This is a genomic window from Streptomyces niger (genome assembly GCF_000718305.1).
GTDB classification, from domain to species: Bacteria; Actinomycetota; Actinomycetes; order Streptomycetales; family Streptomycetaceae; genus Streptomyces; species Streptomyces niger.
Genome location: NZ_JOFQ01000019.1, coordinates 12,063 through 26,954 on the forward strand (window position 1 = coordinate 12,063; position 14,892 = coordinate 26,954).

The 14,892-nt window shown below is 73.1% G+C and carries 11 protein-coding genes and 2 pseudogenes; 6 read left to right on the forward strand and 7 right to left on the reverse strand.

Annotated features, from left to right (window positions below; translation table 11 throughout):
• Window positions 1–70 precede the first annotated feature (70 nt).
• The gene (locus IF20_RS29140; RefSeq protein WP_052868358.1) at window positions 71–433 is read left to right on the forward strand and encodes an MmcQ/YjbR family DNA-binding protein; all 363 of its coding nucleotides are present in this window, start codon (window positions 71–73) and stop codon (window positions 431–433) included.
• Here the strand turns inward: IF20_RS29140 and IF20_RS29145 are convergent.
• Window positions 414–2,075: an AMP-binding protein gene (locus tag IF20_RS29145; RefSeq protein WP_052868359.1), complete on the reverse strand. Its 1,662-nt coding sequence runs from the start codon at window positions 2,073–2,075 to the stop codon at window positions 414–416. The genes IF20_RS29140 and IF20_RS29145 overlap by 20 nt on opposite strands.
• Complete coding sequence (locus IF20_RS29150) at window positions 2,072–3,757, reverse strand: AMP-binding protein (RefSeq protein WP_052868360.1); 1,686 nt, start codon at window positions 3,755–3,757, stop codon at window positions 2,072–2,074. The genes IF20_RS29145 and IF20_RS29150 overlap by 4 nt, the downstream gene beginning before the upstream one ends.
• 93 nt (window positions 3,758–3,850) lie before the next feature.
• Here IF20_RS29150 and IF20_RS29155 point away from each other — a divergent pair, with 93 nt between their 5' ends.
• Window positions 3,851–4,690, forward strand: a complete 840-nt coding sequence (locus tag IF20_RS29155) for a helix-turn-helix domain-containing protein (protein WP_052868361.1) — start codon at window positions 3,851–3,853, stop codon at window positions 4,688–4,690.
• Window positions 4,691–4,807: 117 nt separating this feature from the next.
• On the forward strand, window positions 4,808–6,499 hold the full coding sequence (locus tag IF20_RS29160) for a SpoIIE family protein phosphatase (RefSeq protein ID WP_052868362.1): 1,692 nt from the start codon (window positions 4,808–4,810) through the stop codon (window positions 6,497–6,499).
• 9 nt (window positions 6,500–6,508) lie between these two features.
• On the opposite strand, the gene IF20_RS39355 is transcribed toward IF20_RS29160, so the two are convergent.
• The 5 genes and pseudogenes from IF20_RS39355 to IF20_RS29180 form a co-directional block, all read right to left on the reverse strand.
• Complete coding sequence (locus tag IF20_RS39355; RefSeq protein ID WP_199896785.1) at window positions 6,509–6,664, reverse strand: hypothetical protein; 156 nt, start codon at window positions 6,662–6,664, stop codon at window positions 6,509–6,511.
• Window positions 6,665–6,771: 107 nt separating this feature from the next.
• Window positions 6,772–7,965 carry an XdhC family protein gene (locus IF20_RS29165; protein WP_052868363.1) on the reverse strand — a complete coding sequence of 398 codons (1,194 nt, stop codon included), beginning with the start codon at window positions 7,963–7,965 and terminating at the stop codon, window positions 6,772–6,774.
• 63 nt (window positions 7,966–8,028) lie between these two features.
• Entirely contained in the window at window positions 8,029–9,468 is a 1,440-nt protein-coding gene (locus tag IF20_RS29170; RefSeq protein WP_052868364.1) for an NCS2 family permease, read from the reverse strand.
• Window positions 9,469–9,696: 228 nt separating this feature from the next.
• Window positions 9,697–9,921 (reverse strand): annotated as a pseudogene (locus tag IF20_RS29175) (hypothetical protein); the annotation flags it as partial.
• A 2-nt stretch (window positions 9,922–9,923) separates the two neighbouring features.
• Window positions 9,924–10,091: pseudogene (locus IF20_RS29180) on the reverse strand (FAD binding domain-containing protein); the annotation flags it as partial.
• Window positions 10,092–10,389: 298 nt separating this feature from the next.
• On the opposite strand from IF20_RS29180, the gene IF20_RS29185 reads away from it, so the two are divergent.
• The 3 genes from IF20_RS29185 to IF20_RS29195 all read left to right on the forward strand — a co-directional run bounded on the left by IF20_RS29185 (window position 10,390) and on the right by IF20_RS29195 (window position 14,811).
• Window positions 10,390–12,060 carry a PucR family transcriptional regulator gene (locus IF20_RS29185; protein ID WP_052868367.1) on the forward strand — a complete coding sequence of 557 codons (1,671 nt, stop codon included), beginning with the start codon at window positions 10,390–10,392 and terminating at the stop codon, window positions 12,058–12,060.
• A gap of 149 nt (window positions 12,061–12,209) precedes the next feature.
• Complete coding sequence (locus IF20_RS29190) at window positions 12,210–13,487, forward strand: DUF1266 domain-containing protein (protein ID WP_110944637.1); 1,278 nt, start codon at window positions 12,210–12,212, stop codon at window positions 13,485–13,487.
• 460 nt (window positions 13,488–13,947) lie between these two features.
• Window positions 13,948–14,811 (forward strand): hypothetical protein, encoded by an 864-nt coding sequence (locus IF20_RS29195; RefSeq protein ID WP_407702566.1) that lies wholly within the window; start codon window positions 13,948–13,950, stop codon window positions 14,809–14,811.
• Window positions 14,812–14,892: the final 81 nt, after the last annotated feature.

Below are 14,892 nucleotides of genomic sequence, written 5' to 3' on the forward strand. Positions count from 1 at the left end.
CGTTTGGGGGAACTTGGCCGGTCATGTGCTTGCCGACGGCAGCACGCGGGCCCGGCCGGATAATGGCCGCATGATCGACCACCGCGCCCTGCGCGCCTTCTGCCTGGAGTTCAACGGCGCCGTCGAGGAGTACCCCTTCAACCCCGACGTGGCGGTCTACAAGGTGGGCGGCAAGATCTTCGCGCTCTCCGCGCTGGACGCCGCCGACCCGCTCACCGTGAGCCTCAAGTGCGACCCCGAGGAAGCGGTACGGCTGCGCGCGGCACACCCCGAGATCGTCCCCGGCTACCACCTCAACAAGCGGCACTGGAACACCGTCACCCTCACCGGCGCCCTCCCGGACCACCGGATCAGGGAGCTGATCGAGGACTCCTACGACCTGGTGGTCGCCGGGCTGCCGCGCGCGCAGCGCCTCAGGCTGGACCGGCCCTGAGCTCCTCGGCCAGCCGGTCGCGGAGTTCGACCTTGCGGACCTTGCCGCTGACCGTCATCGGGAAGGCGTCGAGCACGTCGACGTAGCGCGGGACCTTGTAGTGGGCGAGGCGGTCGCGGCAGAAGTCGGCCAGCTCCGCCTGCGTGAGGGTGGTGTCCGGGTCCTTGAGGATGACGCAGGCGGCGATCTCCTCGCCGTACTTCTCGTCCGGTACGCCGACCACCTGCACATCCGCGATCTTGGGGTGGGAGTAGAGGAACTCCTCGATCTCGCGCGGATACACGTTCTCGCCGCCCCGGATGATCATGTCCTTGATGCGGCCGACGATCCGGAGGTAGCCGTCGTCGTTCATGACGGCCAGGTCGCCGGTGTGCATCCAGCCGTCCGCGTCGATGGCCTCCGCGGTGCGCTCGGGCTCCTCCCAGTAGCCGAGCATCACGCTGTACGCGCGGGTGCACAGTTCGCCGGGCTCGCCGCGCTCCACCGTCTCCCCCGTCGCCGGGTCGACGACCTTGACCTCGACGTGCGGCAGCACCCGGCCGACGGTCTCCGTGCGGTGCTCCAGGTCGTCGTCGCGGCGGGTCTGGGTGGAGACGGGCGAGGTCTCGGTCATGCCGTAGCAGATGGAGACCTCCGCCATGTGCATCTCGGCGACCACCCGCTTCATGACCTCTACCGGGCAGGGTGAGCCGGCCATGATGCCGGTGCGCAGCGAGGAGAGGTCGTAGGAGGCGAAGTCGGGGAGGTTCAGCTCGGCGATGAACATGGTCGGGACGCCGTAGAGGGAGGTGCAGCGCTCCTGCTGCACGGCGCGGAGCGTCGCGGCGGGGTCGAAGGAGGGGGCGGGGATGACCGAGCAGGCGCCGTGCGAGGTGATCGCGAGGTTGCCCATGACCATGCCGAAGCAGTGGTAGAAGGGCACCGGCAGGCAGACCCGGTCCTGTTCGGTGTAGCCGACGGCCTCGCCCACCCAGTAGCCGTTGTTGAGGATGTTGCGGTGCGAGAGGGTGGCGCCTTTGGGGAAGCCGGTGGTGCCGGAGGTGTACTGGATGTTGATCGGGTCGTCGGGGGTGAGGGTCGCCGCGATCTCCGCCAGTCTCGCCGCGGGCACCGACGTGCCGGCCGCGAGCAGCTCCTCCCAGGTGGGGTCGGCGATGTGGACGACCTCGCGGAGGCTCCCGGCGTCCGGGCGCACCTCCTCGACCATGCGCCGGTAGTCGCTGGTCTTGTGCGCGGTCGCGGAGACCAGCAGCGCGATGCCCGACTGGTTGAGCACGTACGCCAGTTCGTGCACCCGGTAGGCCGGGTTGATGTTGACCATGATGGCCCCGATACGGGCCGTGGCGTACTGGACCAGCGTCCATTCGGCGCAGTTGGGCGCCCAGATGCCCACCCGGTCGCCCTTGCCGATGCCCTTGGCGAGCAGGCCGAGCGCGACCTCGTCGACGGCGCGGCCGAACTGCTCGTACGTCCAGCGCCGGCCGCCGGCCACGTCGACCAGCGCCTCACGGTCGCCGAACCGCTCGATGGCCAGCTCCAGGTCGGCTCCGATGGTGCGGTCCAGCAGCGGGCGGTCGCGCTCGCCGCTCTCATAGGACAGCGGCCGGCCGTCCGGTGCGGTGGCGTTCTCGGTTGCGCTCATCGATGGTCCTCCTCGCGGTACTCGGCGGAGCGGTCGCCGCCGGCGGTGCGCTCGCGCAGCTCGATGCGGCGGATCTTGCCGGACACGGTCTTGGGCAGCTCGGCGAACTCCAGGACCCGGACGCGCTTGTAGGGGGCCAGCACCTCGCGGGAGTGCTCGAAGAGCGCCTTGGCGGTCGCCGGGCCGGGCTCCCAGCCGGCGGCCAGCACGATGTACGCCTTGGGCACGGCCAGCCGCAGCGGGTCGGGCGCGGGGACGACGGCGGCCTCGGCGACCGCCTCGTGCTCCAGCAGCGCGCTCTCCAGCTCGAAAGGGCTGATCTTGTAGTCGGAGGCCTTGAAGACGTCGTCGGCGCGGCCGATGTACGTCAGGTAGCCGTCGCCGTCCCGGGCGCCGATGTCGCCGGTGCGGTAGTAGCCGCCGGCCATCGCCTCGGCGGTGCGCTCGGGGTCGCCGTGGTAGCCGGCCATCAGGCCGACCGGGCGGTCCCGCAGGTCGAGCGCGATCTCGCCCTCGTCGCCCGGCTCGCCGGTCACCGGGTCCAGCAGGACCACGTCGTAGCCGGGCGTGGGGCGGCCCATCGAACCGGGCTTGAGCGGCTGGCCGGGGGTGTTGGCGACCTGGACGGCGGTCTCGGTCTGGCCGAAGCCGTCCCGGATGGTCACGCCCCAGCTCTGGCGGACCTGCTCGATGATCTCCGGGTTGAGCGGCTCGCCGGCCGCGACGGTCTCGCGGGGCGCGGTCTTCAGGGCGCTCAGGTCGGCCTGGATGAGCATCCGCCAGACGGTGGGCGGCGCGCAGAAGGTGGTGACGTGCGCCCGGTCCATCTCCGCCATCAGCCGGGCCGCGTCGAACCGGGTGTAGTTGTAGAGGAAGACGGTGGCCTCGGCGTTCCAGGGCGCGAAGAGGTTGGACCAGGCGTGCTTGGCCCAGCCCGGCGAGGAGATGTTCAGGTGCACGTCGCCCGGCCGGAGGCCGATCCAGTACATCGTCGCCAGGTGGCCGACCGGGTACGAGGTGTGGGTGTGCTCGACCAGCTTGGGCCGGGCCGTCGTCCCGGAGGTGAAGTACAGCATCAGCGGGTCGTCCGGCGCGGTCTCGCCGACGGGCTCGAAGGCGTCGGAGCTGTCGTACGCGTCCTCGTAGGCGAGCCAGCCGGGCGCCGCGCCGCCCACCGCGATCCGGGTGTACTCGCCGGGCACGCCGTCGAACTTGGCCGTGTCGGCGGACCGCACGATCACGTGCCGGGCGCGGCCCCGCTCGACGCGGTCGGTGAGGTCGGCGGGGCCGAGCAGCGGCGTCGCGGGGATGACGACGGCGCGCAGCTTCATCGCGGCGAGCGCGGTCTCCCACAGCTCGGCCTGGTTGCCGAGCATGACGATGATGCGGTCGCCGGCGCGTACTCCTTTCGAGGCCAGCCAGTTCGCCGCCCGGTTCGACCGGCGGCGCATCTCCTCGAAGGTCAGCCGGGTCTCCCGGCCGTCCTCCTCGACGATGTGCAGCGCGAGCCGTTCGTTGTCCCGGGCGATGGCGTCGAACCAGTCCAGTGCCCAGTTGAAGCGCTCGGGGCGCGGCCAACTGAAGCCCTCGCGTGCGGCGTCGTAGTTCTCCCGGTGCCGCAGCAGGAAGTCCCGTGCTGCCCGGAACGTCTCCGTCGCGCTCGATCCGCGCGTGTCCGCCATGTGTCCTCCTCATTGCCCCGCGGCTTCCGGCCATCGTGTAATCAGTGACGCAGGTCTCACCACCCCCGAATGGGGGGAAGCGGAGGTTGACGCGTGCGGAACGATGCGGAGCGGAACGAGTCCGCCGAAGTCGGGGCGGCGCTGCTGCGGCTACGCAGGGCCAGCGGGCTGCCCGTGGCCTTCGGTGGTCTGCTCTCGGGCAGTGGCCGCTTCCGCATCGAGGAGATGACCGGCACCGCCACCACCGCGCTGCACGGCCTGCACATCCACTCGGGCAACGGGCTGGGCGGCAAGGCCGCGGCCCGCTCCCGGCCGTTCGCGGTGACCGACTACCACTCCTCGGTGGTGATCAGCCACGAGTACGACGCGGCGGTGGCGGCGGAGGGCCTGAAGTCCGTCCTGGCCGTGCCGGTCGTGGTACGGCGGCGGGTGCGCGGCGTGCTGTACGGGGCGCTGCGGCAGCCGCTGCAACTGGGTGACCGGCCGCTGTCGGCCGCGCTGGAGGCGGCCAGGGAGCTGGAGCAGGCGCTGGTGGTGCAGGACGAGGTGGCGCGGCTGCTGTCGGTGGCCCGGCAGCCGACCGCCGCCGATCCGGTGATGTGGGAAGAGGTCAGGGAGGCGCACAGCGCCCTGCGTGCCCTGGCCCACCGGATCGGCGACCCGGCGCTGCGGCAGGAGATGCTGGCGGCCTGCGGCCGGCTCGCGGCGGCCTCGGGCGAGGCCCGCGGCGGCCCCGCGGTGTCCCTCGCGCCGCGCGAGGTGGACGTGCTGTCCTGGGTGGCCTCCGGTGCGACGAATGCGGAGGTCGCCGAGCGGCTGGGGCTGCGTCCGGAGACGGTCAAGGGATACCTGCGCTCCGCCATGCGCAAGCTGGGCGCCCGCACCCGGCTGCAGGCGGTCGTCGCGGCCCGCCGGGCCGGCCTGCTGCCCTGACGCCCCGGGCCGCGCTCACGCCACTCCCCCGGCGCTCCCGGGCAGGCCACGGCCGCGATCCTGCGAGACGCTGGAGACGGCCGTCGGTCGGTGTGGCGTCAGTGAGGAGGGCCGCCCGTGTCAGGTCCCGCGACCGGGAGCGAGGGAGAACCCGCCCTGCCGGCGGGGCTGGCGGCCGGGGTCTACGTCCAGGACGCCTTCGGGCGGATCTCCTACGTCAACGCCAAGGCCGAGGAGCTGCTGGGCCGGCCGGCCGCCGAACTGCTGGGCGGCGACCCGCACGAGCTGCTGCACCGCAACGCGGACGGCAGCCGGCTGCCGCGGCCGAACTGCCGGCTGCTCCAGGCGTTCCTGGCCGGCGAGACCGTCTCCCTGGACGGCTGCCAGTGGTTCGCGCGCGGGGACGGCGAGCTGATCTGCGTCGGCGGGCTGTCCGTGCCGTACGAGGTGGACGGCGCGCCGGGCGGCGCCGCCGTGGTCTTCTTCCGCCGGCCGCCCGAGGAGGAGCGCGAGCCCGCCGACGCGGCGAACGTCGCGGCGCTCACCGACCTCGCCGACCGGCTGACCATGGTCGCCGAGACCACCGCCGTGCTGACCTCCACCCTGGACCTGGACGAATCGCTGAAGCGGCTCGTCCGGCTGGTCGTGCCCCGATTGGCGGACTGGGCGGTGGTGGATCTGCTGGAGGAGCAGAACTCGCTGCGCCGGGTCGCCGTCGTGCACCACGTGAACGGGCAGCACGTACGGGTGGACGAGCTGGCCGGCCCGATGCCGCCGGTGCTGGAGTCCTCGCGGATGCCGCTGTCCAGCGTGTTGCGCGGGGCCGCGCCGCGCATCGTCTCACCGGACGACTACGCGGGACCACCGGACTCCGGGGTCGCCGTCCAGCAGCGCGAGATGTTCCGGGCGATCGGCATGCGGTCCGCGGTGATCGCGCCGCTGCGCGGTCCGGGCAAGGTGCTCGGCGCGCTGACCCTGGTCCGTACGGACCAGGAGACTCCGTTCGACGCGGCGGAGCTGGCGCTGGTCGACGACATCGCCCGCCGGGCCGGGCTCGCCGTGGACAACGCGCAGCTCTACGAGCGGCAGCGGCGGGTCGCCGAGACCATGCAGCGCCACCTGCTGCCGCCGCTCCCCCGCATCGAGGGCCTGGAGATGACGGTGCGCTACCATCCGGCGCCGCACGCCTCGCGGGTCGGCGGCGACTGGTACGACGTCTTCGCGCTGCCCGACGGGAAGACGGCGCTGGTCATCGGGGATGTGGTGGGCCATGACCTGCAGGCGGCGGCCTGTATGGCCCAGGTGCGCAACATGCTGCGGGCGTTCGCCTGGGAGCACACGGAGGCGCCATCGGTCACCGTCGACCGGCTGGACCGGGCGCTCACGCACATCAGCGACGTCCAACTGGCGACCATGATCCTGGCCCAGGTCGAACGGGACGGCGACTGGTGGCTGCGCTGGACCAACGCCGGGCACCCGCCGCCGCTGCTGGTCCACCAGGACGGCCGGGTGTGCTTCCTGGAACAGGACGCGGCCGACCTGGTGCTCGGCACGGACCTGTCACCGGGGCGCACCGATTTCCGGCAGGCGCTCCCGCCGCGCAGCACGGTCGTGCTCTACACCGACGGCCTGATCGAGGCGCGCGGCCTGCCGCTGAGCGAGGGGCTGGAGCAGCTGGCGAGCTTCGCCGCCGCGCTCGCCGACCGCTCGCTGGACGAGTTCTGCGACCAGCTCATCAGCCGCGCCCTGTACGCCGCGAACGAGGACGACGTGGCACTGCTGGCGCTGCGCGTGCCGGGGGGCGGCTGAAGCCGGCCGCTACTGCGCCGAGGGCGCGGGCATGCCGAAGTCCAGGACCTCGTTGGCTTCCCGCTCGGTCTTCTCGGCGTACTCGCGTGCCTCGGTGGCGACATCACCGTGCTCGGTGATGAGCTGATCGTAGATCGGGGTGAGGGGTCTGTCCGGCGAGTTCATCGTGCAGTGTTCCTTCGTTCTCGGACATGGCAACAGCCGCCCACAACTGGCGCGGACGGCCGGCAGCCGATCTTATCGTCCACCTACCGGGAGCGGCACCCACCGTCTCAGGCAACGGACCCGATACGGCGTGCGGTGACCGATGTGTCGTGATGGATCGGCGTATGTGCGCCGGTGAGCGGCGTTCCCGTGCCCCCGCGGCGGGCGGCGACGATCTCGGCGGCGATCGACAGAGCGGTCTCCTCGGGCGTACGGGCGCCGAGGTCGAGACCGATCGGGGACCGGAGCCGGTTCAGCTCCGGGTCGCCCAGGCCCGCCTCCCGCAGGCGGCTCAGCCGGTCCAGGTGGGTGCGGCGGGAGCCCATGGCGCCCACGTAGGCGACGGGGAGCCGCAGGGCCCGCTCCAGCAGCGGGACGTCGAACTTGGCGTCGTGGGTGAGCACGCAGAGCACCGCGCGGGAGTCCAGTTCCTGGGACGCCAGGTAGCGGTGCGGCCAGTCGACCACGATGTCGTCGGCGTCGGGGAAGCGCGCCCGCGTCGCGAAGACGGGCCGGGCGTCGCAGACGGTGACTCGGTAGCCGAGGAACTTCCCGGCCCGGGCCAGCGCGGCGGCGAAGTCGACGGCGCCGAAGACGAGCATCCGCGGGGCCGGCACGGACGACTCGACGAGCAGGGTCAGGGGGACCCCGCACCGGCTGCCGGCCGCGCCGATCTCCACGGTGGTGGTGCGGCCCGCGTCCAGCAGGGCGCGGGTCTCCTGGAGCGCGGTGCGGTCCAGGTCGGGAGGGCCGCCGAGGCTGCCGGTGCGGCTGCCGTCGGCGCGCACGAGCAGGGCCCGGCCGAGCAGGTCGGCCGGGCCCGAGACGATGCGCGCGAGGGCCGCCGCCTCGGCGGAGACGGCGGCGGCCACCGCGGCCGCGAGCGTCCTGGAGGTGCTGTCCACCGGGGCCGGGGGGTCGTCCGGCCCCTTCGATGGCTCCGGGGCCCTCGCGCGTACCGGGGTGACGAGGATGTCGATGGTGCCGCCGCAGGTCAGGCCGACCGCGAAGGCGTCCTCGTCGCTGTACCCGAACCGCTGGAGCACCGGCGTACCGGACTCCAGGGCTTGCCGGCACAGCTCGTACACCGCGCCCTCCACGCAACCGCCGGAGACGGACCCGATCGCCGTGCCGCCGCGGTCGACGGCGAGTGCGGCGCCCGGTTGCCGGGGTGCGCTGCCGCCGGTGCCCACCACGGTGGCCACGGCGAAGTCGCGTCCCTGCTCGACCCACCGGTTCAGCTCGTCGGCGATGTCCAGCATGCCCAGCTCCCTGTCTGCGGTTGCGCGGAGGGCCGATGCGGCCTCCGGCCGGGCGGGTCTCCCCTACCCGATGTTGTTGAACGCGAAGTTGGCGATGAACACCAACGCGAGGACCCACATCAGCGGGCCCGGCTCGCGCCACTTGCCCTGCGCGAGCTTGATCGCGCAGTACGAGATGATGCCGACGGCCACCCCGTTCACGATCGAGTACGTGAACGGCATGATCACCACGGTCAGGAAGACCGGGATCGCCACGGACCGGTCGCGCCAGTCCACGTGCCGTGCGTTCTGCATCATCATCGAGCCGATGACGACCAGCGCGGCGGACGCCACCTGGGCGGGCACGATCTCCGCCAGCGGGGTGAAGAGCAGCGCCAGGCCGAAGAGCAGACCCGTGACGGTGGCCGACAGGCCGGTACGGGCGCCCTCGCCGACGCCGCTGGCGGACTCGATGAAGACGGTCTGGCCCGAGGCGCCGGAGACGCCGCCGATCGCGCCGCCCGCGCCGTCGATGAGCAGCGCCTTGTTCAGGCCCGGCATCCGGCCGAGGTGGTCGGCGAGCTTGGCCTCCTGGCCGACGGCGATGATCGTGGCCATGGCGTCGAAGAAGCCCGCCAGAACCAGGGTGAAGACGACCATCGCGACGGTGGTGGCCCCGAGCTCGGCGAAGCCGCCGAACTCGATCTTGCCGAACAGGCTGAAGTCCGGCGACGAGACCACGGTGTCCGGGAGCGCCGGCGTGGCCAGGCCCCACTGCTTGTCGCCCAGCCCGAAGGCCGCGGTGACGATCAGCGAGAACACCGTGCCGACGGCGATGCCGATCAGGATCGCGCCGGGGACGTTGCGGGCCAGCAGCATGAAGATGACGACGAGGGTGATGCAGAAGGCGAGCACGGGCCAGCCGGCGAGGTGGCCGTGCACGCCGAGGGTGACCGGCGCCGAGGCGTTGCCGAGGCCGACGAACCCGGCCTTGACCAGGCCGATCATGGTGACGAAGAGCCCGATGCCGATGGTGATGGCGTGCTTGAGGCCGAGCGGGATCGCGTTCATGATCTTCTCGCGGAGGCCGCTGATCACCAGGAGCATGATCACCACGCCGTAGATCACGCACATGCCCATGGCCTGCGGCCAGGACATGTCGCTGATCACCTGCGTGCCGAGCACGCCGGAGACGCTGAGTCCCGCGGCGAGCGCCAGCGGCACCTTGCCGACGACGCCCATCAACAGGGTCGCGATCGCGGCGGCGAAGGCCGTCGCCGTGATGACGGCGCTCGGTGCGAGCGTGCCGCCGACCGCGTCCTTGCCGCTGAGCAGGACGGGGTTGAGCAGCAGGATGTACGCCATCGCCATGAAGGTGGTGATGCCGCCGCGCAGCTCCCGGCCGAGGGTCGAACCGCGCTCGGATATGTGGAAGTACCGGTCGAGCCAGGACCGTCCGGAGGGCTGACGCGTGCCCGCGCCGGCGTCCTCCGCCGTGGTCGGCTCGATGGTGGGCTGGGTCATGGTGCCTATCTCCCAAGGTTCATAGGGGCACTCACAAGGGGGGAATGTGAGATTTGGGATGGAGCGGGCCGCACGACCCGGGGGACGGCCCGAGACGAACGTTTTTCAGCCAGATGCGGCGCCGAGGACGGATCCTAGGAGCCCTGGCTGACGTGGGGAAACTCCGGGCGGCACGAATCGCGGGAGGACGGACAGGACACCCCAAACCGTCCGTACCGCCCGGAGGCTTCACGTGCCGGTGAGGCGTTCCGGCCGCACCGGCGTTTTCGTGAGCGCCGGACCTGTCGCCACCCGGATGGCGGAGAGGACAGCCGGGGTCGACGACAGGGTCGGCGCCTCGCCGACGCCACGCAGCCCGTGGGGAGCGTGCTCATCGGCAAGCAAGAGGACGCCCACCGGAAGGGTGGGGGTGTCCGACATCGTGGGGATCAGGTGGTCGGTGAGGCTTGGGGATCCTCCCGCAGCGCACCGATGCGGTCCGGACCCATCGGGTACTCCGGGCGGCGGTGGTCGAAGGCGATCTCGACCAGCACGTCCGTGCCACCCGCGATCGGCACGGCGGTGGGGTGCTCGGCCTTCGCGGCGAGCGCCTCCTCCCAGCTGGCGGGGCGAAGGAAGTCCATGTGCGGCTCTCTTCTCCGAATCGTGTCCTCACCACTGCGGTCGGCGGTGTCAACAGGGCCGGCGGTGACGGGGCCGCCGCCGTAGTCATCCGGCCGCCGTCCCTCGGGTTGTTCATCTGTCGTTCACGCGATGCGACCCAGTACACGCGCCCGGCACCTGCCCGGTGCAGTCACCGAAACCATGAAGCGGTTGGCTGGCCAGGTCACCTGTCTTGTAGATTCGAACGAAAAGCGGGGAGCGGCAACCTCGCGGTATTTCACCGGCAACACGAGACGGAAAAGATCGGCGGGCGAGGTCATGCGGCTCCGTGCACTTCTGGACACCGACTCCCTTGGCCTGCGGCTTCTCGGGGGCGAGGACGAGCTGGACCGCACGGTACGGGGGGTGATGACCACCGACCTGCGGGACCCCAGCCGGTACCTCTCCGGGGGCGAACTGGTCCTCTCCGGCCTCGCCTGGCGGCGGGAGCCCGAGGACTCGGAGAAGTTCGTCCGAATCCTTACCACCGCCGGAGTGGCCGGGCTGGCCGCCGGCACGGCGGAGCTGGGCCCGGTCCCCGAGGACCTGATCGCGGCCTGTGCGCGGCACCGCCTGCCGCTCTTCTCCGTCGCCGAGTCGGTCTCCTTCGCCACGGTCACGGAGTACGTCGTGCGGCAGGTCTCCGGCGAGCGCGCCGGCGACCTGGCCGCCGTCGTGGACCGGCACCGCCGCCTGATGACGTCGGGACCGGCCGGCGGCGGCCCCGAGGTCGTCCTGGACCTGCTCGGCTCCGACCTCGACCTGCGCGCCTGGGTCCTCTCCCCCACCGGACGGCGGATCGCGGGCGCGACGCCCGGCGGCGAGGCGGGGGACGCCGGGGACGCCGCCGCGGCCGGCGCCCGGCTGGCGGGCGAGCACCTGGCGGCGGCCCGCAGCGGGCGCCGCGCCCCGCACCGGGTCCTGCTGGGCAACACCACCTACTCCCTCTTCCCCATCCGCAGCGGCTCCCGCGACCTGCGCGAGACCCTCCTCTCGGACTGGCTGCTGGCGGTCGAGGCGGACGCCGGCGACTGGCCGGCGGAGCGGCTGGACCTGCTGCACGGCGTCACCCAGCTGATCGCCGTCGAACGGGACCGGCGCGACGCGGCCCGTACGGTGCGCCGCCGACTCGCCCAGGAGGTCCTGGAGCTCGTCCAGACGGGTGCGGCGCCCGCCGAGATCGCCGCCCGGCTGCGGGTCGCCGCGCCCGTGCTCCTGCCGGGCCTCGGCACCGCGCCGCACTGGCAGGTCGTCGTCGCCCGCGTGGAGTGGGACGGCGGCGACCTCCCCGGCGGCCCGGTCGCCCAGTCCCTCCTGGAGGAAGTCCTGGTCGACCCCGGCGCCGCGGGGCCCGATCCGGCCGACCGGATCGCCGTGGCGCACACCGGGGACGAGGCGGTCGCGCTGGTACCGCTGCCCGCCCTGCACGACGACGACTCCGACGCCAAGGCCGCGGGGCTGCACGCCGACGCGCTGCTCGCCGCGGTCCAGGAGCCGCTCTCCCGCGGGCTGGCCGACGACGGCCGGCTCACCCTCGGCGTGAGCGCCGCCGTGCACTCGGCGGAGGGCCTGCGCGGCGCGCTGGAGGAGGCCCGGCACGCCCGCCGGGTCGCGGCGGCCCGGCCGGGGCCGGTGTGCGCCGCCGGCCACGAGGAGCTGGCCTCGCACGTCCTGCTGCTGCCCTTCGTGCCCGACGACGTGCGCCGGGCCTTCACCGCCCGGCTGCTGGACCCGCTCCGGGACTACGACCGGCGGCACCGTGCCGAGCTGATCCCGACCCTGGAGGCGTTCCTGGACAGCGACGGCTCCTGGACCCGCTGCGCCGGCCGGCTCCACCTGCACGTCAACACGCTCCGCTACCGCGTCGGGCGCATCGAGCAGCTCACCGGCCGCGACCTCTCCCGCCTGGAGGACAAGCTCGACTTCTTCCTGGCCCTGCGGATGACGTGACGACCGGCCCTGCGGATGACGTGACGACCGGCCCTGTGGGTGACGTGACGACCAGCCCTGTGGGTGACTGACGACCCGACGTGACCTGCCCGGCGGAGGTCGCGCCGGGCCCCGCGCACCCCCTGATCACGGCTCGATAAGGTTTTCCCATGGCGATGACGGACGGGCCGGAGGCGGCCGCCGAACCGGGGCCGGCGGAACCGGCGGCCCCGGCCTGGCAGGCGCCGAGCGAGGTCGAGCAGCAGTTGTACGACGCGAAGGTGCGCGGGGACTGGTCCGCGTACTTCGACGTGCTGGCCCGCACCGAGCTGTTCATCGCCGACTCCCGGGCCGCGGCCGACGCGCATCCGGGGACGGTGCGCTTCCAGCCGTACTGGGACCGGCGGACCGGCACGCCGTGCCTGGCCGCCTTCACCACCGGCATGCTGCCCGCGCCCGTGGCCGACCCGGTCTTCTGGTCCGGCTCGCTGGACTGGTACGCGCGCAACTGGGAACCGCACGACCCGCCGTGGCTGGCCATCAATCCCGGCAGCCCCTGCGAGGCGTACTTCCCCACCTCCCCCGAGCACCGCGCCCTGTGGCAGCGGCACGCCGCGGCCGCCGCCTCCGCCGAGGAGGAGCCCATCCGGCTGCGCGCGCTGCACGTGGGCGGGCCGCTGCACGGCCCGGTGGCGCACGGGCTGGCCTGCGGGGCGCTGCTGTTCGTCAAGAACGGCCAGCCGTGGAACGCCATGGCCCACCACGGCCGGGGCTACTACCCGGAGAAGAAGCAGCTCGCCGACTTCTGGGGCGTCACCGACCGGGCGTCCTGGCAGCAGGCCCAGGAGCGGCTCACCGCCGCCGACATGGTCAGCGAGGTCTGGGAGTTCGCGCTCGCCGTACGGCGCTCGCTGGCGCTCGACTTCGCGGGCGCCGTGAGCGTGGACCACTGGCGCGGGGTGGCCGAGCGGGTGCTGCGGCACAACGCCTCCAAGGGCGCCGAGGTCAAGCTCACCCCGGAGGGCGTGACGAAGACCGAGCCGCCGAGCGAGGCGGAGATCGCCTCGCAGGTCGCGGGCGTACAGCGGCTGATCGGCCGGATCGCCCGGTACGAGGCGCGGTTCCGCGCGGACGGCGTGCTGCCCGAAGGGAAGTTCGTCCGGTCCACCGAGGCCTGGGACTACGGGCGCGCCTCCGGCATGGCGCGCTGGGGGCTCGGCGCGCGCTACTGCGACCTGCAGGAGGCGGAGCAGGCCGTGCTGCGGGCCGGCCGGGCGAGCCGGAACGCGTACCGCTCCTGGGAGGACTTCTCGGCCGGCTTCATCCTCGGCCGCTGCCTGCAGTTCGATGAGGAGGAGTTCGGCCACTGGTACGCGGACATGGTCACGGCGCACCGCATCCTCACCACCGACCCGGCCAGCCCGTGGCGGAACATCCCCTGGGAGTGACGCCCCGCCACCGGTGACGCACGGCCCTCGACACACACGTCATCCGGCGCGCGTCCCGGCGCCCGGCGCGCACCCTTCGATGCGGTGGTCCGGCCCCCGTCAGGCGTCCACCGCCGCGTCCCCCAGCGGGACCGGCCGACGGGATCACGGCGCGGAGGGTGAGCGGCGCACGGCGCACGAACGACGGCACGACTCCGGGTCACTCCTTCGAGCGGCTTTTCCGTGCCGCCGCGCGGCGATCGAAGCGGCAGGTCAGACCATTCCGTGCCGGACCGCCCGGTCCGTCGCCCCCACCGCAGAGCCGCGGCCGGCTCTCCTAGCGGCTCAACTCCGCTCCGTACACGGCCCGCGGGAGATTGTGAAATCATTCACTCAACCCCTTGGCCGCGCGCCGAAATTCGTGCTGAGATTCGCCCACTGCTTCCAGTCCAGGCTCAAAGGTGCGCTCGGGGAGGGCAATGTGGCGGATACCGCCATGCCGGAATCTGCGGAATCCGACGGCTCCGAAGGGACCGTCGAACGACTGCCGGTGCCGGGAGCACCGGTGACAGGATTGCCGGCCGCGCGGACGGCCGGCCGGGCCGCCGACGGGGACGACCCACTGGACCGGGCCGTCTGGCGACTCCGCTCCCGCGGCTGCTGGGAGGACGCGGCCGCCCTGCTGGAACCACACACCGCCGCACACGCGCCCACCGCGCTGCACCGTGCGGCGCTCCTCGTGGAGCGCTGCATGTTCACCTGCGCCGGCTGGGCCGAGGCCGAGGACGCCCTGCGGTACGCCGAGGCCCGCGCGGCCACCGACGACGAACGCGGCGACGCGGCCTGCGAGCGCGGCCATCTCGCCTACACCGCCACGGTGCTGGGCGTACGGGACCGCGCCGACGAGGCCCGCGCCGCACTCGGCCGCGCCGCCGCCCTGCTGCCGCCCACGGCGCCGGGGCGCGCGCTGCTGGACTACCGGCGCGGCCTGATGGCCGAGCACATCGCCGACAGCCCGCAGTCCGCGCGCGCCGCCTACCGCCGCGCGCACGCCGCCGCCACCGCCCAGGAAGACCCGCTGCTGCTCTCCTTCACCTGGCGGCACCTGGCCGGACTCGCCCTCCGCGACGGCGAGTTGGCCGAAGCCCGGCACGGCTTCGCCGAATCCCTGCGGATCCGCGAGGAACTGGGCTACCTCATCGGCACGGCCCCGGCCCTCGCCGCCCTTGCCGACGCCGCGCCCGAAGAGGAGGCGCCCCGCCTCCGCGCCGAGGCCGCCCGCCTCTTCCGCCTCATGGGCGGCGTCCCCACCTGGCTCGCGGACCACCTGCCGACGGCGGCGTAGGAACGCGCCGGCGGACGCCACGGGGCCGGGCCGGAAGACTGCGACTCAGCGGCGGGACGGCCGCGGCCGAGCCGTCGGACG

Excerpts from the sequence above, each read along its gene's own strand:
- IF20_RS29140 (WP_052868358.1), top strand. The coding sequence starts at position 71 with ATGATCGACCACCGCGCCCTGCGCGCCTTCTGCCTGGAGTTCAACGGC.
- IF20_RS39355 (WP_199896785.1), bottom strand. The coding sequence starts at position 6,664 with ATGAACTCGCCGGACAGACCCCTCACCCCGATCTACGATCAGCTCATC.
- IF20_RS29190 (WP_110944637.1), top strand. The coding sequence starts at position 12,210 with ATGGCGATGACGGACGGGCCGGAGGCGGCCGCCGAACCGGGGCCGGCG.
- IF20_RS29185 (WP_052868367.1), top strand. The coding sequence starts at position 10,390 with ATGCGGCTCCGTGCACTTCTGGACACCGACTCCCTTGGCCTGCGGCTT.
- IF20_RS29165 (WP_052868363.1), bottom strand. The coding sequence starts at position 7,965 with ATGCTGGACATCGCCGACGAGCTGAACCGGTGGGTCGAGCAGGGACGC.
- IF20_RS29170 (WP_052868364.1), bottom strand. The coding sequence starts at position 9,468 with ATGACCCAGCCCACCATCGAGCCGACCACGGCGGAGGACGCCGGCGCG.
- IF20_RS29145 (WP_052868359.1), bottom strand. The coding sequence starts at position 2,075 with ATGAGCGCAACCGAGAACGCCACCGCACCGGACGGCCGGCCGCTGTCC.
- IF20_RS29150 (WP_052868360.1), bottom strand. The coding sequence starts at position 3,757 with ATGGCGGACACGCGCGGATCGAGCGCGACGGAGACGTTCCGGGCAGCA.